This is a genomic window from Mesorhizobium sp. M0119, from assembly GCF_040322615.1.
Lineage (GTDB): Bacteria > Pseudomonadota > Alphaproteobacteria > Rhizobiales > Rhizobiaceae > Mesorhizobium.
Genome location: NZ_JAMYTU010000066.1, coordinates 1 through 20,003, shown reverse-complemented (window position 1 = coordinate 20,003; position 20,003 = coordinate 1). Strand labels below are relative to the sequence as shown.

Annotated in this window: 27 protein-coding genes; 10 read left to right on the top strand and 17 right to left on the bottom strand. The window is 62.3% G+C overall.

The features are described 5' to 3' along the window. Positions 1-160: 160 nt before the first annotated feature. From NKJ40_RS30300 to lgt, 6 genes are all read right to left on the bottom strand, one after another. On the bottom strand, positions 161-1,096 hold the full coding sequence (locus tag NKJ40_RS30300; RefSeq protein ID WP_254819191.1) for a ribose-phosphate pyrophosphokinase: 936 nt from the start codon (positions 1,094-1,096) through the stop codon (positions 161-163). A 252-nt stretch (positions 1,097-1,348) separates the two neighbouring features. Then, positions 1,349-1,969, bottom strand: coding sequence for a hypothetical protein (locus tag NKJ40_RS30295; RefSeq protein WP_352469175.1), 621 nt, complete (start codon positions 1,967-1,969; stop codon positions 1,349-1,351). A gap of 54 nt (positions 1,970-2,023) precedes the next feature. Further along, entirely contained in the window at positions 2,024-3,175 is a 1,152-nt protein-coding gene (locus tag NKJ40_RS30290) for a M24 family metallopeptidase (protein WP_023678425.1), read from the bottom strand. Then, positions 3,175-3,963 carry a peptidoglycan editing factor PgeF gene (pgeF, locus tag NKJ40_RS30285; protein WP_352469174.1) on the bottom strand — a complete coding sequence of 263 codons (789 nt, stop codon included), beginning with the start codon at positions 3,961-3,963 and terminating at the stop codon, positions 3,175-3,177. Before pgeF ends, NKJ40_RS30290 begins: the two co-directional genes overlap by 1 nt. A gap of 164 nt (positions 3,964-4,127) precedes the next feature. Next, positions 4,128-5,216, bottom strand: a complete 1,089-nt coding sequence (locus NKJ40_RS30280) for a class I SAM-dependent methyltransferase (protein WP_352469173.1) — start codon at positions 5,214-5,216, stop codon at positions 4,128-4,130. Further along, positions 5,213-6,064, bottom strand: coding sequence for a prolipoprotein diacylglyceryl transferase (lgt, locus tag NKJ40_RS30275; protein ID WP_352469172.1), 852 nt, complete (start codon positions 6,062-6,064; stop codon positions 5,213-5,215). Before lgt ends, NKJ40_RS30280 begins: the two co-directional genes overlap by 4 nt. A gap of 130 nt (positions 6,065-6,194) precedes the next feature. Between lgt and NKJ40_RS30270 the strand changes: the two genes are divergently transcribed. The 3 genes from NKJ40_RS30270 (at position 6,195) to NKJ40_RS30260 (ending at position 7,694) form a co-directional block, all read left to right on the top strand. After that, positions 6,195-6,497 carry an accessory factor UbiK family protein gene (locus NKJ40_RS30270; RefSeq protein ID WP_352469177.1) on the top strand — a complete coding sequence of 101 codons (303 nt, stop codon included), beginning with the start codon at positions 6,195-6,197 and terminating at the stop codon, positions 6,495-6,497. A gap of 330 nt (positions 6,498-6,827) precedes the next feature. After that, complete coding sequence (locus NKJ40_RS30265; protein ID WP_023678420.1) at positions 6,828-7,328, top strand: type III secretion system chaperone family protein; 501 nt, start codon at positions 6,828-6,830, stop codon at positions 7,326-7,328. Positions 7,329-7,334: 6 nt separating this feature from the next. Continuing rightward, the gene (locus tag NKJ40_RS30260) at positions 7,335-7,694 is read left to right on the top strand and encodes a tRNA-binding protein (protein WP_352469171.1); all 360 of its coding nucleotides are present in this window, start codon (positions 7,335-7,337) and stop codon (positions 7,692-7,694) included. Positions 7,695-7,706: 12 nt separating this feature from the next. On the opposite strand, the gene NKJ40_RS30255 is transcribed toward NKJ40_RS30260, so the two are convergent. From NKJ40_RS30255 to NKJ40_RS30240, 4 genes are all read right to left on the bottom strand, one after another. After that, positions 7,707-8,729, bottom strand: coding sequence for a glycosyltransferase family 4 protein (locus NKJ40_RS30255; RefSeq protein ID WP_352469170.1), 1,023 nt, complete (start codon positions 8,727-8,729; stop codon positions 7,707-7,709). A gap of 206 nt (positions 8,730-8,935) precedes the next feature. Further along, positions 8,936-10,351, bottom strand: coding sequence for an ATP-binding protein (locus NKJ40_RS30250; RefSeq protein ID WP_023678416.1), 1,416 nt, complete (start codon positions 10,349-10,351; stop codon positions 8,936-8,938). A gap of 51 nt (positions 10,352-10,402) precedes the next feature. Further along, complete coding sequence (locus tag NKJ40_RS30245) at positions 10,403-11,122, bottom strand: response regulator (RefSeq protein WP_023678415.1); 720 nt, start codon at positions 11,120-11,122, stop codon at positions 10,403-10,405. Beyond that, positions 11,109-11,636, bottom strand: coding sequence for a MarR family winged helix-turn-helix transcriptional regulator (locus NKJ40_RS30240; protein WP_352469169.1), 528 nt, complete (start codon positions 11,634-11,636; stop codon positions 11,109-11,111). The genes NKJ40_RS30245 and NKJ40_RS30240 overlap by 14 nt, the downstream gene beginning before the upstream one ends. A gap of 249 nt (positions 11,637-11,885) precedes the next feature. Here NKJ40_RS30240 and NKJ40_RS30235 point away from each other — a divergent pair, with 249 nt between their 5' ends. The 3 genes from NKJ40_RS30235 (at position 11,886) to NKJ40_RS30225 (ending at position 14,053) form a co-directional block, all read left to right on the top strand. Further along, complete coding sequence (locus NKJ40_RS30235) at positions 11,886-12,779, top strand: branched-chain amino acid aminotransferase (protein ID WP_352469168.1); 894 nt, start codon at positions 11,886-11,888, stop codon at positions 12,777-12,779. 145 nt (positions 12,780-12,924) lie between these two features. Next, on the top strand, positions 12,925-13,236 hold the full coding sequence (locus NKJ40_RS30230; protein ID WP_352450492.1) for a hypothetical protein: 312 nt from the start codon (positions 12,925-12,927) through the stop codon (positions 13,234-13,236). Positions 13,237-13,411: 175 nt separating this feature from the next. Then, positions 13,412-14,053 (top strand): MBL fold metallo-hydrolase, encoded by a 642-nt coding sequence (locus NKJ40_RS30225; RefSeq protein WP_352469167.1) that lies wholly within the window; start codon positions 13,412-13,414, stop codon positions 14,051-14,053. A gap of 70 nt (positions 14,054-14,123) precedes the next feature. On the opposite strand, the gene NKJ40_RS30220 is transcribed toward NKJ40_RS30225, so the two are convergent. From NKJ40_RS30220 to NKJ40_RS30210, 3 genes are all read right to left on the bottom strand, one after another. Next, the gene (locus NKJ40_RS30220) at positions 14,124-14,534 is read right to left on the bottom strand and encodes a BA14K family protein (protein WP_352469166.1); all 411 of its coding nucleotides are present in this window, start codon (positions 14,532-14,534) and stop codon (positions 14,124-14,126) included. Between the two features lie 192 nt (positions 14,535-14,726). Then, positions 14,727-14,939 carry a cold-shock protein gene (locus NKJ40_RS30215; protein WP_006202521.1) on the bottom strand — a complete coding sequence of 71 codons (213 nt, stop codon included), beginning with the start codon at positions 14,937-14,939 and terminating at the stop codon, positions 14,727-14,729. 228 nt (positions 14,940-15,167) lie between these two features. Then, positions 15,168-15,380 carry a cold-shock protein gene (locus NKJ40_RS30210; RefSeq protein WP_006202520.1) on the bottom strand — a complete coding sequence of 71 codons (213 nt, stop codon included), beginning with the start codon at positions 15,378-15,380 and terminating at the stop codon, positions 15,168-15,170. Between the two features lie 488 nt (positions 15,381-15,868). Between NKJ40_RS30210 and NKJ40_RS30205 the strand changes: the two genes are divergently transcribed. Beyond that, positions 15,869-16,267: a Kazal-type serine protease inhibitor family protein gene (locus NKJ40_RS30205; protein WP_352469176.1), complete on the top strand. Its 399-nt coding sequence runs from the start codon at positions 15,869-15,871 to the stop codon at positions 16,265-16,267. Positions 16,268-16,277: 10 nt separating this feature from the next. Here NKJ40_RS30205 and NKJ40_RS30200 read toward each other — a convergent pair whose 3' ends face one another. The 4 genes from NKJ40_RS30200 to NKJ40_RS30185 are packed head-to-tail and all read right to left on the bottom strand — an operon-like array spanning position 16,278 to position 17,222. Continuing rightward, positions 16,278-16,502 (bottom strand): hypothetical protein, encoded by a 225-nt coding sequence (locus NKJ40_RS30200; protein WP_352469165.1) that lies wholly within the window; start codon positions 16,500-16,502, stop codon positions 16,278-16,280. Between the two features lie 35 nt (positions 16,503-16,537). Further along, the gene (locus NKJ40_RS30195; protein WP_023719175.1) at positions 16,538-16,675 is read right to left on the bottom strand and encodes a hypothetical protein; all 138 of its coding nucleotides are present in this window, start codon (positions 16,673-16,675) and stop codon (positions 16,538-16,540) included. 38 nt (positions 16,676-16,713) lie between these two features. Next, positions 16,714-16,959: a hypothetical protein gene (locus tag NKJ40_RS30190; RefSeq protein ID WP_352469164.1), complete on the bottom strand. Its 246-nt coding sequence runs from the start codon at positions 16,957-16,959 to the stop codon at positions 16,714-16,716. Beyond that, positions 16,956-17,222: a hypothetical protein gene (locus NKJ40_RS30185; RefSeq protein WP_352469163.1), complete on the bottom strand. Its 267-nt coding sequence runs from the start codon at positions 17,220-17,222 to the stop codon at positions 16,956-16,958. The genes NKJ40_RS30190 and NKJ40_RS30185 overlap by 4 nt, the downstream gene beginning before the upstream one ends. A gap of 368 nt (positions 17,223-17,590) precedes the next feature. On the opposite strand from NKJ40_RS30185, the gene NKJ40_RS30180 reads away from it, so the two are divergent. From NKJ40_RS30180 to NKJ40_RS30170, 3 genes are all read left to right on the top strand, one after another. Next, positions 17,591-17,773 carry a hypothetical protein gene (locus tag NKJ40_RS30180; protein ID WP_352469162.1) on the top strand — a complete coding sequence of 61 codons (183 nt, stop codon included), beginning with the start codon at positions 17,591-17,593 and terminating at the stop codon, positions 17,771-17,773. Positions 17,774-17,782: 9 nt separating this feature from the next. Beyond that, positions 17,783-18,049, top strand: coding sequence for a DUF1488 family protein (locus NKJ40_RS30175; protein WP_352469161.1), 267 nt, complete (start codon positions 17,783-17,785; stop codon positions 18,047-18,049). 183 nt (positions 18,050-18,232) lie between these two features. Further along, positions 18,233-19,867: a tetratricopeptide repeat-containing sulfotransferase family protein gene (locus NKJ40_RS30170; RefSeq protein ID WP_352469160.1), complete on the top strand. Its 1,635-nt coding sequence runs from the start codon at positions 18,233-18,235 to the stop codon at positions 19,865-19,867. Positions 19,868-20,003: the final 136 nt, after the last annotated feature.

Genomic DNA, 20,003 nt, shown 5'->3' with positions numbered 1-20,003 from the left:
TGACGAGAGAGCTGCTACTCTCTCCCAGCGGTTCATTCTCGCCTCTTCGCAATGAATGTCATAAGACAAGCGCGTCGCGTTCGACCGGCCTCATGCGACGCGTTCTTGTTTTATGCATGTCGTTGTCGCAAAACCGCTGCACACTTTTGCGCGACAAGCGTTAATCGAACAGGCTCGACACCGATTCCTCGGTCGCCGTGCGCGAGATCGCCTCGCCCATCAGTTCGGCGATGGAGATGACGCGGATATTGGCGGCGTCCAGCACTGCCTGGGTCGGCTGGATGGAATCGGTGATGACCAGTTCCTGCAGTTTCGAGGCGCCGATGCGGGCGATGGCGCCGCCGGACAAAACGCCATGGGTAGTATAGGCGGTGACACTGGTGGCGCCGTCTGCAAGCAGCGCATCGGCCGCATTGCACAGCGTGCCGCCCGAATCGATGATGTCGTCGATCAACAGGCAATCCTTGCCACGCACGTCACCGATGACGTTCATGACTTCCGATTCGCCGGGGCGCTCGCGGCGCTTGTCGACGATGGCAAGCTGGGCATCGATGCGCTTGGCGAGCGCGCGGGCGCGGACCACGCCGCCGACATCTGGCGACACCACCATGACATTGGCAAGCTGCTTGTATTTCGCCTTCACGTCGCGGGCCATGACCGGCACGGAAAACAGATTGTCGGTCGGGATGTCGAAGAAGCCTTGAATCTGGCCGGCATGGAGATCCAGGGTCAGCACCCGGTCGACGCCCGCCCTCGTGATCATGTTGGCGACCAGCTTGGCCGAGATCGGCGTGCGGCCAGAGGCACGGCGATCCTGCCTGGCATAGCCGAAATAAGGAATAACCGCAGTGATGCGCTTGGCCGAGGAGCGCATGAAGGCATCAATCATGATGAGCAGTTCCATCAGATGATCGTTGGTCGGGAACGAGGTGGACTGCAGGATGAACACGTCCTCGCCGCGCACATTCTCCTGTATCTCGACGAAGATTTCCTGGTCAGCGAAGCGCCTGACGCTGGCCTTGCCCAGCGGAATGTTGAGGTAGCGGGCGACTGATTCGGCCAGCACCCTGTTGGAATTGCCCGCGAAGAGCTTCATGCACCGTTCCTGGCGAAGGATTGAGAGACTCCGATAGACACTCCAGCCTCTTAGTCGGGCTTTTAGCGGCCCGCGCCGGTATTGCAAGCGTCGTGAATGGGAATCCGCCGGCTAATCTCAATAAACGCTTACGGCTTGACGATGCGGCGATAGGTCCACTTCAATGCCGACGGAATCGGGATAGCTCTATCTTTCAGTCTGAGCATGATCTTTCCGAAAACCGGATTCCACTTTTCGGAATCATGCTCCAGGTCAGCCGGCGCCACCGCCAAGCCAGGTGGCGAACTGGTCGATTGTCTGGTCGGCGATCGCCTGCATGGTCGCCGGCGCCACCGCCGCCCAGCCTTCGCCGCCACCAACGGAGGGCGCCTTCTGCTGGCCATTGATGCGATGCAGCCGGTTGCCGGCCGGGTCATAGATGTCCCAGACGTAGATGACGGTGGTGTCCTTGCCTTCCGACATGGTCGAGAAATAGCCCTTGAGCACATGCGTGGGAGTCTGGTCGGTGCTGCCGGCCAAGGTAATGCCGCGCTGTCTGGCACGTGTCTGAAGCTCGGCGGTCAGCGGTGTCGCGGCCTCTACCGAGGCGCCGACGATCGGCGCCACCTGCAGCCGGGTCCGCGCAATAGCAGCGGCGCTTTTGGCGGGCGGCACGGCTGCTGCAGCGGAAGGCTGCGCTGTATCTGCAGTCTGCGCGGTGCCGGCAGGCTGCGCCGGAGTTGACGGGGGCGTTGCGGCACCTCCGGCTCCGGAGAGCGATTGCGTCGATTGCGGGGCGATGGCCGAGGGTTCGAGAACGTCCTTCGCGTTGGTGCAAGCCGCCAGTGCCAGCGCCACGAGCAATGACACGGTCGTCACATGCGATCGTCTCATTAGCCTGAAAACTCCTTGGCGACGAACGCCCCTCACACTCTGTCCATTATGGATTCACTGCACGATCAAGTCGAGATCATGGCGAGACAGCGGCTTCGGCTGGGATTCGGTCGTCAGATAGGTGCGGCCAAGCGTCATCGCGGTTTCGGTTTCGGAGTCCATGATGATCATATGGGCGAACAGCGTCATGTTCGGCGCGATCGGTTCGGGATTGCCCTGATAGAACATCGGCATATCCATCCAGGACGGGGTGAAGCGGGCGCCGAGCGAATAGCCGCAGGCATTGAGCCGGTGCTTGGTCAAATTGTGGGCTTCGAGCGTGCGGGCATGGGCGTCGAACACGTCGCCGAACGTGTTACCGGGTGTCATCGCCTTCTCGACTGCAAGTAGCGCGGCGCGTGCGGCATCGAACAATTCCTGGTGGCGTTTCGATACCTTGCCGGTCAACACCGTGCGCATCATTGCCGCATGATAGTGGTGGAAGACACCGGCCCATTCGAGCGTCAGCTGGTCGTTCTTGGTGAGCTTGCGGCGACCGGCCTTGTAGCGGCAAAGCAGGGCGTCGACGCCGGAGCCGATGATGAACTCGTTGGCCGGATAATCGCCGCCGCCAGCAAAGATCGCACCTTGCATGGCGGCCAGGATCAGCGCCTCATCGCCGCCCTGCTTGATCAGCGGCAGTGCTGCGTCCAGCGCGTCGTCGGCCAGATTGGCGGCTTTTTCCGCCTTGGCGATTTCGGCCGGGCTCTTGAACAGCCGCAACCGGCTGACAATGCCGGAGGCATCCGCGATCTGCCCGAAGGTCTGCAACTGCTCGTCGAGGCGCCGGCCATTATAGGCCGTCAGGCCGTGGGTATCGTATTCGACGCCGATGCGGGCGCCGAGCAGGTCGAGCTCGTTGAGCAGATTGCGCAGGTCGACCGCCGGATTGGCGCCGTTGCGGTCCGTCCACAAAACGATGTTGTCGATGATCGAGGTGTGGCGCGCCTGGCGCAAGTCGGCCGAACGCGTCAGCAGCACCATCGAGCCGTCGGCCTTGACCACCAGGCACTGGAAAAAGCAGAAGCCGAACGTGTCGTAGCCGGTTAGCCAATACATGCTTTCCTGGGCAAACAGCAGGACGGCGTCGAGCTTCTTTTCGGCGATCTCGATCATCAGTCGATCGCGCCGCGCGTCGAATTCCGAGCGTTCGAAATGCAGCGCCATCAGTCAGTCTCCAAAACGATTGCCGAAACCTGCCGCCCGTAGTCGGGCTCGTTGCGATGCGTGCTGCGCCGATAGGAGTAGAAAAGCTCTTCCTCGGCATAGGTGCAGCGGCCAAGCCCTTCGGCGCTGACGCCAACCTTGGTCAGCCGGTCGACCGTGTAGCGGTTGAGATCGAACATCGCATGTCCGGCATTTGCGGAGGGCGCGAAATAGCGGGTATTGCGAGCATCGGCGTCGACGAAGCGGGCGACGAATTCCGGTCCGACCTCGTAATTCTGTGGGCCGATGGAAGGACCGAGCACTGCGACGATGCGGTCACGCCTGGCGCCGAGGCTCTCCATTGCCGCGACGGTGTTTTCCAGCACGCCAGTGAAAGCGCCTTTCCAGCCGGCATGGGCGGCGCCGATAATGCGCGCCTCGGCGTCGGCGAAGAGGACCGGTCCGCAATCGGCGGTCGAGGCGCCGACGGCAATGCCCGGCCGATCGGTGACAATGGCGTCGGCCTTGGGCCGCTCGCCGGCAAAAGGCTCCCTGGCAATGGCGACGTCCGGCGAATGAACCTGGTGAGCGGTCAGCAGATGGTTTGCAGGCACGCCCATCCATTCGGCGACCCGGCGGCGATTCTCGCGCACCAGCGTCTGGTCGTCGTTCGAGCCGGTGCCGATGTTGAGGCCCCGGTAGATGCCGCTGGAAATGCCGCCAACGCGTGTGAAGTAGCCGTGGCGGACGCCTTGCGCCGTTTCCAGCAAGCGCGACCGAACGGGATCCGGTTTGGTCTGATTCAGCATGGGGGCTTTGTTGTCCGTATGGGCGATTTCGTCAAGCGAGTTGAAGACGGGCGAGTTGAAGACGGGTGAGTTGAAGACGGGCGCAGTTGGTAAGTTGAAGGCTGGCGCAGTTGATGTCGGGCGCTAGTCGGAGATGGGAGAGTGGGAGATGCGGCAGCGAAAAGTCAATCCGTGCTTGGAAACGGCGGAACGGCAATGCCGGCGGGGAGGACGGCAAGCACCTTGAAGAGTTCGCCCATGGCTTGCGGGCCGGCGAGGCGCTCGACGTCGGCCGCGATCTGTTCGCGAGCTGCCTCATCGGCATTGGCGCCGAGCCGGCCTGCCCGTTCGAGAAGCCCCATCTTGAGCAGGAATTCACCTTGCGTGGAGAGGTGGGCATCGAGGCCGTGTGCCCGAACGGTTGCCGCGAGGGCAGCGAAATCGACATGGGCGGTGAGATCGGCCTGCCCCGGATTGGCCAGCACGTCCTCATGACCGTGCTTGCGCAAGGCCTGCAAGGTGTCGCCGATCCCGGGCTGGAGGTGACCGTAGTCGAGAAACAGGCCGGCGCCGCCAAATCCGGCAAGTCGCCCGGCGATGGCCGCCATCAGGGCGGCGCGGGCTGGCGCCACCTCGACGATCGCACCTTGCGGCGCATTCTCGGCACCCTCCGGCAGCAGCATCGGGTCGAGCGAGCCGGCGCCGACGAAAAAGCGCAGCCGGTTCGCATTGTCGAGACCGATCATCCGTTCGCGCCAGCCGGCTCCAGCGCGGACGAACTGGCGGATGGGCACCGCGTCAAACAGCTCGTTACCAACAATCAGAAGCGGCCCCTGCGGTAGTGTGTCGACGGCCCCATGCCAGGCGATGGTGGCCGACGTCCCGGCAAGCGTCCGTTTCTGGACTTCGGTCAACCGCGGACTGGTCTCGATCAAGGCGAACGATGCGCTGGTCGTAAGCGTCCGATCGAGCCGCGAAAGCGTGCGCAGCATATCTCTCATCAGCGTGCCGCGGCCGGGGCCTATTTCGGCGATGGCGACCGGCGTCGGCCGGCCGATCGCCAACCACGCCTGGTAGAGCCAGATGGCGACCAGCTCGCCAAACATCTGGCTGATCTCCGGCGCGGTGACGAAGTCGCCGGCGGCGCCAAACGGCTCGCGTGTCGTATAATAGCCGTCCTGCGGATCGAACAGGCAGAGCGCCATGTATTCGCTGATGGGGATCGGTCCCACCGCACCGATCAGCTCGGCGATGCGGGTCTTCAGCCGCGTCATGCCGGCTGCGGTTTTGTCACCGGCTTAGCTGTAGCCATCGCCCAGATGCCGGCCAGCACCATCGGCAGTGACAGCACCATTCCCATGGTCAGCCAGCTCGTGCCAAGGAGGTAGCCAAGCTGCTGGTCGGGCTCGCGAAAGAATTCGACGAAGATGCGCGAGGCGCCATAGCCGGCGATGAAGGCGCCGCCGACGAAGCGCGGCGTCTTCAGCTTGAGCCGCGAATGGGTGAGGAAGCGCAGGACAAGGAACAACACCAGCCCTTCGAGGAGCGCCTCGTAGATCTGGCTCGGATGGCGTGCAAATGGGCCGCCATTGGGGAATTTGAATGCCCATGGAACGTCGGTCGGCCGGCCCCACAGTTCGGAATTGATGAAGTTTGCCAGGCGAACGAGGCCAAGCCCCACCGGCACGCCGGCGGCAACCACGTCGAACAGCGACCATGTGTGGATGCCGCGAGACCGGGAAAACAGCGTCATCGCGAGAATGACGCCGAGCAGGCCGCCATGAAACGACATCCCGCCCTGCCAGACGGCGACGATATCGAGCGGATTGGCAATGTAGCGCGGCAGATCGTAGAACAGCACGTAGCCGGTGCGTCCGCCGAGCACCACACCGATGGCTGCCCAGACGATGAAGTCGTCGAGGTCGACGGGCTTCATCGGCAGGGTGCCGTCGGGCCACAGTTTTGGGTTGGTGACGAGGCGCTTGGCATACCACCAGGCGAACAGAATGCCGACGATGTAGCCGACGCCGTACCAATGCACCGCCAGCGGTCCGATCCGGACGATGACCGGATCGATGTTGGGGAAGGGCAGGGCAGCCAGCGGCAGCAAATATTCGCTCAACAGGGTCTCCCGGTTCCGATCAGGTTCGGGCGCGGACCATGCGGCAGGGTTTTGGCAGGGTCAAGGCAAGCGTGTGCTTGCATTCCGCATCGTGCGCCACTACGTCAATTCGACCAAGCGAGGATTTGCCATGGCGACCGGACCGAACCGCATTCTCGATGAATTCGCCAAGCTGATGACCGACGCAGCCGGTGCCGCGCAAGGCGTGCGGCGCGAGGTGGAGACCGCCTTCAGGGGCCAGGCCGAGCGCATACTCAACTCCATGGACGTGGTGCAGCGCGAGGAATTCGAGGCCGCTCGCGACATGGCGGCGAAGGCCAGGGAAGAAAACACCCGCCTCGCCGCTCGCATCGAGGCGCTCGAGGCCAGGCTTGCCGAATTGACCGGTCAAGTAGCGCCTGCGGCTGCGGCAAAGCCGCGTGCAAAAAAATAATAAGAAATAAATCGTAAACTTTTCCACAAAGCCGGATCGCAAAAAGCGCTTTGTCGTGAATCGCTTACCGGTACTGCGTGGATCTTTGTGACAGCGCCTTTCCACATGCGAATGACGCAGTGCGAAAAATTGGGCTGGTCACGCGACTCCCGATCAATAGACTGAATTTGTTGCATGATTCGGAGCAGGGTCATGCGCCGGGCGGTGGGGTCCGGTCCGGGGTCTTTGCGTTGACGAAGTCCTGGCCGTCCGAGTTCTAGGCAGAATTGTTCGAGTGTGCCTCTCCCGCGGAGCGTGTGGTGGCGCTCCCAGAACGACAGGAAGCATTTCATGGAACTTCTCGAACTCGAATTCTCCCGCGAAATCCATCCGGTGGATGTTATCGAGCAGGTGGCGCACAACAACGACTGGTCCTTCGAACGGGCCGGCGACGACGAGATCTCGATCTCGGTTGCCGGAAGCTGGACCGACTACCACGTTTCATTCTCCTGGATGGAGGACTACGAGGCGCTGCACCTGGCCTGCGCTTTCGACATCAAGGTGCCTGAGGCGCGCGCGCTCGAGGTGATGCGGCTGCTTTCGCTGATCAACGAACAGATGCTGTTTGGCCATTTCGATCTCTGGGAGCAGGAAGGCGCCATCATGTTCCGCCAGTCGCTGCTGCTGGCAGGTGGGGTCGAGCCGTCGAGCCAGCAGGTCGAGGTGCTGCTGTCGTCGGCGCTGGAGGCCTGCGAATGCTATTTCCAGGCGTTCCAGTTCGTCGTCTGGTCGGGGACTTCGGCCAAGGATGCGTTGGCCGGCGTGCTGTTCGAAACCTACGGAAACGCCTGATAGTCGATGAGTTTGAGCAACGCGCGAAAACCCGAGATCAGCTTTGCCGATTTCGACCGCGTCGACATCCGCGCCGGCACGATCGTCGAGGCCGAGCCTTTTCCCGAGGCGCGCAAGCCGGCGATCAAGTTGAAAATCGATTTCGGTCCCGTGATCGGGGTGAAGAAATCCTCGGCCCAGATCACGAAATACTATACGCCCGAAACCCTGATCGGCCGGCAGGTGTTCGCTGTGGTCAATTTCCCGCCGCGTCAGATCGGGCCATTCATGTCGGAAGTGCTGACGCTCGGCTTTCCCGATGAAGAGGGCGCCGTCGTCCTTGGCGCGATCGAGCGCAGGGTGCCGGACGGCGGCAGATTGTTTTAACTGCGCTTTTGCTCAGGCGGCTAGTTTACGCGTGGTACCCAGCGCTTCTTTGACCGTTTCCATGAACATTTCCGCACAGGCCTTCCAGCTGTAGCGCATAGCACGTTGCCGCGCCTCGGCGCGGTCGACGTGAAGGGCGGCGAGCGCTGCTTGCCGCAGGTCGTCTGATACCGCGCCGCCGATGCCGTCACCCACAATATCGATCGGTCCGGTGACGGGATAGGCTGCGACCGGCGTGCCGCTGGCCAGCGCCTCGATGATGACGTTGCCGAATGTGTCGGTGCGGCTGGGGAAGACGAAAGCATCGGCTGAGGCGTAGATCTCGGCCAGTTCGTCGTTCGGGCGATGGCCGAGGAAATGGGCATCGGGATATCTGGCCTTCAGCTTCGCCAATTCCGGCCCTTCGCCTACGACCACCTTGCTGCCGGGCAGGTCGAGGTCGAGAAAGGCCGGCAGGTTCTTTTCGATCGCGACGCGGCCGACGCAGAGGAAGATCGGTCCGGGAAATCCCAGGTCCCTTCTTTTATCCGGTCGAAAATGATCTGTGTCGACGCCGCGCGTCCATGGGCGGAGCTTGGTGAAGCCGCGCGCCGCAAGATCGTCGGCGAGCGACTGGGTCGCGACCAGCGTGCCCTGTCCTGAATTGTGGAAATCGCGCAGCCAGCGATAGGCCCATGCTTCAGGCACCGGCAGGCGCGCGCTCAGATATTCCGGAAAACGTGTGTGATAGCTGGTCGTGAACGGGCGGCCGGCGTTGCGGCAGTAGCGCCGGGCCATAATGCCGAGCGGTCCTTCGGTGACGATATGGATGTGGTCCACCTTGCGTGCCTCGATCAGCTGCGCCACGCGGTGCGGCGTCGTCAGCGCCAGCCTGATGTCCGGATAGGTCGGCAGCGGCAGGGTGCGAAAGATGTTCGGCGTCAGGAAGTCCGTCTCGACATCGAAGGATTTCAGGGTCTCCGAGAGGCGCTCCAGCGTGTGGACGACGCCGTTGACTTGCGGGCGCCAGGCGTCGGTGACCATCAGGATGCGCATGGCGGTCCCTTGGCGGAGAGCTTGATTGCCTCGCCGCGACGCCTGAGCGGCGACCACGCCGCAGCTCTGGCGTCGCACCAGCGCACCCGGGCAGGCGCGGGGTCGAAATGAGGCCGCAGGGCCGAATCAATCATGATCGCGCGCTTCATTGGCGCTCTTCACCATGGTTTCATGACGGGCCGATGAACGGCCGGGTCTCGCTGCCGTCAAGCCGGAACCTTGATCACCGCCCGCAGGCCGCCGAGCGGGCTGCGCTCAAGGACGATGTCGCCGCCATGGCTGCGTGCAATATCGCGTGCGATGGAGAGGCCAAGGCCGGTGCCGCTGGCGTCGAGGTTGCGGGCCTCGTCCAACCGCACGAAAGGCTTGAATACATCCTCCCGCTTTTCGGGCGGAATGCCCGGACCGTCATCGTCGATGGTGACGAGCAGCGAACCGCGACCATGATTGGCATTGATCTCCACCGTCTTGGCATAGCGGAATGCATTGCCGACGACGTTGGACAGCAGCCGGGCAAAGGCATTGGGGCGCACATGGACGTGCGGATCGCCGACAAGCACGGTCGATAGCTTGCGCTTGCGCAGCGCGGCTTCCTCGCGAAGCTTATCGAAGAAGGCTTCGAGATCGAACTGACCGGCGTCTTCCGACGCTTCGCCGCGTGCAAAGGCAAGATAGCCTTCCAGCATCGACTGCATGTCGTCGATGTCCTGGTCGAGTGCCTGGGTGTCGGCCGCCTTGGTCCCGGCCAGTGCCAATTGCAGCTTGAAGCGGGTGAGGATGGTCCTCAGATCGTGGCTGACGCCGCTCAGCATGGCCGTGCGCTGCTCGAGCTGGCGTTCGATGCGTTCGCGCATCTGGATGAAGGCAAAGCCGGCGCGGCGGACTTCCTCGGCGCCGCGCGGGCGAAAATCGCGCGGCATCGGCCGGCCTTTGCCGAAGCTCTCGGCCGCCTCGGCCAGCGTTAGAATCGGCCGGATCTGGTTGCGCAGGAAAGGAATGGCAATCATCAGCAGCACCAGTGAGGTGCCGACCATCCAGATCAGAAAAATATGGGTGTTCGACGCATAGGCCTGGCTGCGGCGCACGAAGACCCGCAGCACCTTGTTCTCAAGTTGGACGCGGACCTCGACGATATTGGAATTGCCGACCGTATCGATCCAGAACGGACGGTTGATCTGGCGAGTGATCTCGGACGAAAGGATCTCGTCAAGGATCGAGAAGAACGGCTTTGGCCCGGGTGGCGGCAGCGGGTCGGGCGGTAGGAGGTCGACCTTCAACTGCATGCGATCCTGGGCGATGCGGATGACGTTGGCATAGTCGGCATCGTGCGGATAAGTCTCTATCAGGTCGATGATGGCGGCGATGTCGCGCACCGTGGCCTGCGACAGGCGCTGCGTCACGGTCTGCCAGTGGCGCTCCATGAAGACAAAGGCGACGACCGACTGCAGCATGATCATCGGCGCGATGACGATGATAAGCGAGCGGGCATAGAGCCGCTTCGGCATGTAAAGCGACACCAGGCGCCAGAAACGGTTCCAAGCGCGCGGCACGGCCTTGAGCGCCCGCGTCGCGCGAGCGCTCAAGCCGCCATCTCCCGGCCGTTCGAGTTGCGTGGTCGCCATTCGTCTTTTCGCTCACCGGCGGCCCGGCAAAGGACCGCTGTCGGCGGCATTCTATTCCACGCTGAGCCGATACCCAATACCGCGCACCGTCTGCAGCCAGACCGGATTGGACGGATCGCGTTCGATCTTGCGGCGCAGCCGGTTGATCTGGACGTCTATCGTGCGTTCGCCGACCTCGGACTCGTCGCCGACAAGCTCATGCCGCGGTATCGTCTCGCCGGCACGCGCTGCGAAGATCGCCAGGATCTCCTGCTCGCGGTCGGTTAGCTTGAGCGCCTCGCCGCCGCGCTTCAGCTCACGCCTGGCGATCTGGAACGTATAGGGGCCGAAGACCAGCTGTTCGACCTTGGGCGTCGTCGCGGGGCCGCCGCGGCGCAGGATATTGTTGATGCGCAGGATCAGCTCGCGCGGGTCGAACGGTTTTGGCAGATAGTCGTCGGCGCCGGCCTCGAGCCCGGTGATCCGGCTGTCGGTTTCGGACAGTGCGGTGAGCATCAGGATCGGCACGTTTTTCTCCGCCCGCAGCGCCTTGGTGAGATCGACGCCGCTTTCACCCGGCATCATGACGTCGAGCACGATCAGATCGAAATCGAGGCCGGCGAGCTTGCGCCGCGCCTCGCCGGAATTTCCGGCGACGGTAACGCGAAAGCCGTTTTCGGTCAGATATTGTTTCAGAAGATTGCGGATTCGGGTGTCGTCGTCGACCACCAGCAGATGCGGCGCGTCGTCTTCCGGTGCTGTCGGATGATCAACCCTCTCAATGGTCTCCATGGCTTTTCCCTGACATCTTTGCGGGCACAATGTCGATCTGCGCCCTTAGTTCCGGATTGACCATCGCTTCCAGGAACCGTTCGATAACGGCGCGTTCGGTGGCTCCGGAATCTTCCAATGCAGCATGGATGCGGCGCGACTGTGGCCGCGCTAGCGCCAGCGCCAGCGCACGGCCTTTGGCCGTCGGGTAGAGTTCGCGCTGGCGGCGGTCGCGAGGGCCCTGCAATTGCACGATATGGTCGGTGTCGATCAGTTGTTTGAGCACGCGCGCCAGGCTCTGCTTGGTGATCTTGAGCACGTCGAGGAGTTCGGCGACCGTCAGCCCGGGCCGGCGATTGACGAAATGCAACACCCGATGATGGGCGCGGCCAAAACCGTAATCGGCCAGGATCTGGTCCGGATCGGAGGTAAAGTCGCGATAGGCGAAGAAGAACAACTCGATGATGGCGAAATCGATGCCGTCCTCGTCGGTGATCGCCGTCCTGATCGGCTCTGCGGCTACGTGGCTCGTCATCTTTTCTCCGTGTGAAGCAGGAAATTATGTCAGCACTATTGACGTATTTTCCGCGCGATGGTAATTTTTGGCAAGCTTTTCGGCGGATTGCGAACGAAAAGGCAAGCGAAGCTGTTTTTTCCGGAACTTCCTGAGTTTGCCAGACCTTAAATATCCGCCTACGCTTTAAGACAATGGCCGCCTGCAGCGGCCGAAACGAAACACGCAATGACACAATGATGTGCGGGCTGCCGCCCGCGGGAGGTTACCATGGCATCCGTTCCCTTCGACCAACTGGACGGCTTTATCTGGATGAACGGCGAATTCGTCAAATGGGCCGACGCCAAGATCCACGTCTTGACCCACGGGCTGCATTACGCCAGCGCGGTATTCGAGGGTGAGCGCGCCTATGGCGGCGAAATTTTCAAGCTGACCGACCACACCGAACGCCTGCATGAATCGGCGCGCCTGCTTGGCTTCAAGATACCCTACTCGGTCGCCGAGATCGACGACGCCTGCCGCACGCTGTTGAAGAAGCAAGGTTTCCAGGACGCCTATGTCCGGCCGATCGCGTGGCGCGGCAGTGAACAGATGGGCGTTTCCGCGCAGAACAGCCGGATTAACTGCGCCATCGCCATCTGGCAGTGGCCGAGCTATTTCGATCCGGCGCAGAAGCTCAAGGGTATCCGCCTCGACATGGCCGAATGGCGCCGCCCCGACCCGCGCACCGCACCGTCGAAATCGAAGGCGGCCGGCCTCTACATGATCTGCACCATGTCCAAGCATGCCGCCGAGGCCAAGGGCTATGCCGACGCCATGATGCTCGACTGGCGTGGCCAGGTGGCGGAAGCGACAGGCGCCAACATCTTCTTCGTCAAGGACGGCAAGATCCATACGCCCAAGCCCGATTGCTTCCTCGACGGCATCACCCGCCGCACGGTCATCGGCCTTGCCAAGGACCGCGGTTTGGAGGTGATCGAGCGCGCCATCATGCCGGAGGAGCTTGAAGGCTTCCAGCAGTGCTTCCTCACCGGGACGGCGGCCGAGGTGACACCGGTTTCGGAGATCGGTCCCTACCGATTCGAGGTCGGCGATATCGCCAAGACATTGATGAACGACTATTCTGCGGCGGTTCAACCCAAGCACGCGATTGCTGCAGAATAACGAAAGTCACAGGTTTTTTATCAAGTAGGGGCGGTTTTCGGGCCGCCCCTTTTATTTAAGCGTTTGCGCATTTGACTTTCATTCAATTCGGCGTCTCATGATGGCGTCGGCCTGGGAGGCTGGCAGCTATGGAGGGACTGGAAATATGGATATGAACACGCTTCTTCCGATCATTATTCAGGTGATTACGGGCATCATCGGTGGTCAGGCGGTGGGTGCGGCTATCAAGACCGCGGCGATGGGGCAGCTTACCAAAATCCTGGGCGGCGCTGTCGGCGGCGTCGGCGGTGCGGCCATCCTCAACAGTCTGCTGGGTGGCTCGGTCGATCCGGCAGCAGCCGCCACGGCGGCAGGAGCCGGCAGCGCGTTGAACATTTCAAATATCGTTGGCGGTGCCGGCGGCGGCGCCATCCTGACCGGCATCATCGGTGCGGTCATGAACGCGATGAAGAAATAAGCTTCGACGTTTCAGGTTTTCAAATGGGCGGCTTCGGCCGCCCATTTCGTTTGCCGTTGTGGGAACGGTGGACGCCGTTCGCGTGTGTCTCTACATCAGGGCCTGGTTCAAGGTTAGAGCTTTCCTGACGCGTTCGAGGGGACGCGCAGCGCTCCGACAGCGTGAAAGGACGAATATGGGTCAGCTCAACGCCGGCATCGTGCCGGTCACGCCGTTCCAGCAGAACTGCACCATCCTCTTCGACATGGACGACAGACAAGGCGTTGTCGTCGATCCGGGCGGTGACATCGACAAGGTGCTGGCGGCGCTCGAGGACAATGCGATCACTGCCGGCGCGATCTGGATTACGCATGGCCATATCGACCATGCTGGCGGGGCCATGGAGCTGAAAGAGGCGCTCGGTATCGAGATCATCGGCCCGCATGCCGCCGACCGGCCGCTGCTCGCCAATCTCGAGAACCAGGCGAAGCGCTATGGCATCACCGATCCCGTGCGCAACTGTGTCCCTGACCGGTTCCTTGCCGAAAGCGAGACCGTTTCGTTTGGCTCACATGTGTTTGAGGTGATCCATTGTCCGGGCCACGCACCCGGCCACGTCGTCTACTATAACCGGGCCGCGAAGTTCGCCCATGTCGGCGACGTGCTGTTCCGCGGTTCGGTCGGCCGCACCGATCTGCCGGGCGGCGACCACGCCGCGCTGATCGCCTCGATCAAGGAGAAGCTTTTGCCGTTGGGCGACGACATCGGCTTCATCTGCGGCCATGGTCCCGGCGGCCGTTTTGGTGAGGAGCGGCGGAGCAATCCGTTCCTGATCTGAAACCGCTTGCCGGAAACAAAAAAAGCGCGGCCTGTGCGACCGCGCTTTTTTCCGGCGGAAACTGCCTCCGTTAATTGGCGGTGCAGAAATGCTGTTCGCCGTCATAGCCGGTGAACGTGCCGGTACGCGAGTTGAAGCTCCGGTAGCGGTCCGAGCAGTATTCGTACCAGCCGCGGGTCCAGGGCTCCGCATAGCTTTCGGCATAGGCCACTCGCGGCTGCACGTAATAACGGCGCACCGGGGCAGGCCTGTAGTATTCATCATCATAGGCCGGGTCGTAATAGCGGGGCTGCGGACTGGCGAGCGCACCGCCGATCAGGGCACCTGCCGCAAGGCCGAGGACGCCGGCCGCAACGGCGTCGCCGTGGCCGTGGTGACGGCGGTGATGGCGCCATTCATCGGCACTGGCCGCGGGCAAGGTCGCAAACGTGGTCGCAACGACCGCAGCGGACAGGATGGCAGTCTTGAAAATTCGGTTCATGTCGGTCTCCTTCGTGCCGGCCCGGGTCGTTTTCGGGGGATGCGGTCCGGCTTTAACGAAGATTAATAGGCGACCGTGGCTGAACGGGGGCTGAACGAATTTGACCAGGCGGTTTCATCTAACTGGACGGTTCAAGCGTGCGGCAAAAACCGCAGGCCAGACCGGCCCACGTCCATTCTGTCCAGGGCCGGTTCAGCCGATCGACAGGTTGACGGCTTTCGGACCCTTGCCGCGCTTGTCCGGCTCGGTGTCGAATGTCACTTTCTGCCCATCCTCAAGACCGGGAAGACCCGACGCCTGCACGGCCGAAATATGGACGAAGACATCCTTTGCCCCGTCGTCCGGCGTGATGAAGCCGAAGCCCTTGGCGTGATTGAAGAATTTGACGGTGCCGGTCTGCGGCATGGGAAGCTCCTTTGATCCCACAAGTCCAGTCTCGGGCCGGCAAATGCCCGGACGGAAATTTGTCCTTTATTTTAGTGTCATCGGCAAGAGAAAGTTTTGCGAGCGCCGGCAAGCATCCCGGAACACAAAAGGCGCGACGAAAACCGCCGCGCCTTTACAGAATTCAAGTTCACTCCAAAAGCCGCGCAGCATCCTCACACCCCGAAAGGACGCGGGGCACGCTGTGGTTCAGGCAGCGCGGAGATTGACCGCTTTTGGACCCTTGCCCATACGGTCGGGCTCGACATCGAAGGTGACCTTCTGACCGTCGACGAGCGTGCGCAGCCCGGAAGCCTCGATCGCCGAGATGTGGACGAACACATCCTTGGCGCCGCCATCGGGCGTGATGAAGCCGAAGCCTTTGGTCGCGTTGAAGAATTTAACGGTGCCGGTCTGGGCCATTGGGGAAACTCCTTCACCCGTGTCAGTCTTGGTGGTTCCGCCCGCCGCCTGGCGCCGTGGGCAAGTCCCGGTGGTTGCTTCGGCAGTCATGCATTGGCGCATGGTAAAACCCCCCGCCGAAAACGGGGCTGTCAGAGATTCACAGTATCGGGGAAAGGTCGTCCAAAACGTTCCGCTCTCCGGGTCGCAAATGCCCGAACACAAAATTTATCGCACGGAAACGTGATGCTTGCAAGATAGAGCCGCGGGGTGCCCAACAGGCGCATCCCGACCCATCGCACCGATAGTCCCGGTTCTCCGCGCGGTCATCGGCCAGACTTCACCCAGGCATGGTCCAGCAAGCGGGGCAGGTGCTATCTTGGCTTGCGCCGGCATACCGCCCTGGCTCGCCAGTTGCAAACAGGGGTTGCATTTGGCAGCGGAATGACGAGGATCGGCCGGACGCAGGCACCATTGTGCAGGCAGGAGTTTCGAGGGAGGGAACATTGATGCGGCTTCTTGCGGCAATCTTTCCGCGGCAGGTTTTTTCCATCCTGTTCCTGTCGGCAATTCTCGCAGCCTGCACCGTCGTGGTGGATGAGGGGCCGGGGCCGCGCCCGCCACGGCCGGGCCCGCAATTCTGCACCAAGCAATATGACCCGGTCTGCGCCCGGCGCGGTGGCGACCGCCAGACCTTCGCCAATGCCTGCCTTGCCGAACGGGCCGGATATCGCATCATTCGCGAGGGCGAGTGCCGCGGCGGTGGTGGTGGCGGTGATGAGCAGACATTCTGCACCCGCGAATACCGCCCGGTCTGTGCCCGTCGCCATGGCGAACTGCGCACATTCCCCAACGAATGCGAGGCCCGCGCGGCGGACTATCGGGTCGTCGATGATGGGCCGTGCTAGCGCACCGGCCTCACTGTTCCTCCGGATAGGCACCATCGGCGGGGCCGACGTAGAGCTCGGCGCCGTCCTCGTTGGAGATGCGCAGGCGATCGGGGATCTGCGGCATCATCAGCGTGTGAAGTAGCGTGGCGGCGCCTTGCAGGGCGGCGCGCAGGTTCGGTGCCTCCAGCGACACTCGATCGAGTATCGCTTCATCGGCATCGCGCGAGCGGTAGAACTCGATGACGAAGTTCAAGCACGCCTCCAGGCAGATTGTCGTGCGATCGAACCCTAGCCTTTGGACTTGGGTTTCACAGCGGTCTCCGCCTGCTTGACCGCCGAGCCGAAGGGCGAGGCCGGTTTTGCCGCCACCTTGTCCTTCTTGGGCTTGCGTGTCTCGCGATTGCTGCGCTGTTGACCCTTGGCCATTTTCTGATCCCTTATACGTGTTGCGGATTGCTTTCGGCTCAACTGGCCGGGTTGTCGACCGGTTCGAGATTGTCTTCCGTGGTGACCCGCTCATAGGTCTCCTGATCGCTGCGGATGCGGTATTGCGGCGAGCCGTCCTTGACCGGCAGCCGGCTCTTGATCTGGAACAGCTCCGCGGTCTTTTGGGCAAGGCCGGTGCGGCTCTTCATGCGGACGGTCTGGCCGACGGTGAAGATATGCGCCGGCGTGTCCGTGCGCCGCGCACTCTGCTGGAAGCGGATCATGTGGCGTTCTCCTGGTCGTGCTGAAGCGCTGCGTCGAGCTCGGCATGGTCGACGGCGACAAGCTGGCTGGTCGCGCTTTTCACCGTCCTTGCCGGCAGATGGATGAAAGTGGCGACGCGGCGCCAGGCAGGCCACGACATGCCGTCGATCAGTTCTTCGTCGTGGTCGATGTCATAGTCGCCGGCCGGCTGCACGCCATCCAGCCCGCCAAGCACGAAAGGTGCCGCGAAATGCGCGATGGAATGGGTGGTGCGAGCAGACATTCTTGTGCCTCGAAGTTCTCGCTTGTGCCTTGAAGTTCTCGTGCCTTGAAGTTTCTTTCCGGCCTGCCCCGGAAGCGGAGCCTGCATTGCGGTACCAGGTGTCGGCGATTTGGATAAGTTTGGCGGGCCGAGAACCCCTGACGCCGCGGGGCCAAGCATGACCCAAAACGGTTTCATTACCACTAGTCTGAAAATACGGCTTATTCAAGAAGTTTTCGGCCTCTTACCCCTACCAACGTAAAATTACTTTTCTATAGTTATCTGCAGAACGATGATACGATCCCGGTGCACCTCAAAAATTGTTTGAAGAACTTCCGGAAAAATTCCTCCGGCATTTGTATTTATCCAGGTATCAAAGGATGTGAGTGATGAATTCCGCAAGAACACCTGATGTCCCGACAGTTGCAGTCAGTCCCGTCACCAAGCCGATAAAGGTCTTGTCGCCGCGCCTCACTATAAGAAGCGACGAGGCGGCGAGGCGAAGAATTGCCGACACCGACGGAACAGCGCGGCGGGCGCGCCAGCTTGCCGAAAGCAACCGCCTGATTTGACGCGCAACCATGACGCTCAGTTTTCCCAACCCCAGCCGCTCCTATGACGCGGCGGCCAAGCGCATTCGTTTCGTCGGCCATGACGGCATGCTCGAAGTCCCGTTCTTTGTCGAGGTTGCGGCACTTTCGGCGGCAAACCCGGCAGCAAGCGGAGCCGAGGCCGAATTTCTCAGCGCCTTCGACGCCAAGCGTTCGTCGATCCACGAGATTGCGCGCCAAGCCTACTCGCACGGCCGCAAGAACATGTATGTGCTGACGCCGGCCGACTTTCGGTAAGCTCCCCGAGTTCGGAGGTTTGCTTCGTAGCGACCGCCGTCTGCTCTTGCACGTGCCGCAGCGATGGCCTAGATCGCGGCAGGCGGACAACACGGCAGGTTTCCCATCAACAGAGATCCGAGACAAACGGCAGGCGCACGTTACGGCTCAGGCGGACAGCCGCCACTGGGGCTCGACCAGCACGTGCAGCAGGCGCTGCAGTTGCACCAGGCGGGGCGCCGGCAGGAAGCCGAGGCGCTTTACCGACAGGTGCTGGCGCAAAAGGCCAACCACCCGGCTGCTGCGCATTTCCTCGGGCTTCTGCTGCACCAGACCGGGCGCAGCGCCGAGGGGCTGGCGCTGATCGAACAATCGGTGCGTCTGCAGCCGAGCAATCCGGATTTCCTCAACAATCTCGGCACCGTGCTGCGCGACCTCGGCCGGGTAGCGGCCGCCGCCGATCTCTTCCGCAAGGTGGTGGCGATTCGGCCGGACCAGTTGGCGGCGCGTGACAATCTCGGCTCGTCGCTGAAGCAGCTCGGCCAATTCGAAGGCGCCGAAGATATTTATCGCGGCACGATCGGCCGCAACCCGTTCCATGTCCGCGCCCGCGTCGGGCTTGCCGAAACGCTGCAGGAAGCGGGCCGGCTGGATGAGGCACTGGCTGTTTTTCGCGAGGCGCTGACGATCCGGCCGAAGGATGCCGATCTTTTGCACGGCCTGGGCGTCGGGCTGATGGAAAAGGGCAATCTCGACGAGGCTGCCGATCTTTTCAGGCAGGCGCTGGCTGTGGACCCCGGTATGGCGAGGGCCTGGCTGATGCTTACCCAGGTCAAGCGCCAGAAGGAGCGCGACGCCGAGCTTGCCCGCATGGAGGCGGAGCACACCAAGGCGCCGCAAGGCAGCCTGGCGCGCATGCAGCTTTCCTTCGGCCTCGGCAAGGCCAATGACGACCTCAGGGATTATGGCCGCGCCTTCGACTATTTCGCCGAAGGCAACGCGATCCGCCGCCAGGGCATCGACTACGACGCCGGCAAGACGCGCGGCGAGTTCGAGGCGATGAAGGCGGTGTTCGACAAGGCCTTTTTTGAAAAGCACAGGCCGAGCGGGATCGCCGACGATGCGCCGATCTTCGTTGTCGGCATGCCGCGTTCCGGCACCACGCTGGTCGAGCAGATCATCGCCAGCCATCCGCAGGCCTATGGCGCGGGCGAGCTCAGCATATTGAAGACGGCGGTAGGCAAGCAGTTTCCGCTCGGCATGAAGGGCGGCTTTCCCTGGGGCATCGCCGACATGCCCGACAAGGCCTATGCCGAGGCGGGCCAAGCCTATCTCGACATGCTGCACGCCCGCTATCCGGGTTTTCGGCACGTCACCGACAAGATGCCCGGCAATTTCCTCTTGGTTGGCTTCATCCACATGATGCTGCCGAAGGCCAAGATCATCCATTGCGCGCGCGATGCGGCGGCGACCTGCCTGTCGATCTACAAGGTGCACTTCCGCGGCGACAGCCATCGCTACGGCTACGATCTCGACGAGCTCGCCGATTTCCACAATCTCTACACCGATATCATGGCGCACTGGCACGCCGTGCTGCCTGATGTCGTGCACGACGTTCGCTACGAGGATTTCGTCGCCGACCAGGAAGGCCAGTCGCGGGCGCTGATCGCCCATCTCGGCCTGCCATGGGATGACGCCGTGCTGTCGTTCCACCAGACCGATCGGCCGGTGCGCACGGCGTCCGCCGCGCAGGTGCGCCAGCCGATGTATCAGGGCTCGGTCGATCTGTGGAAGCGCTATGGCGACCGGCTGAAGCCGCTGCTCGACAGGCTGGCTTAGAGCGCCGCTGCGCCTAAAGCGCGCCGCGCTCGATCGGCCTTATGCGACGCGCTTGTCTTATGACATTCATTGCGAAGAGGCGAGAATGAACCGCTGGGAGAGAGTAGCAGCTCTCTCGTCAGCGGCGAGGGATGGA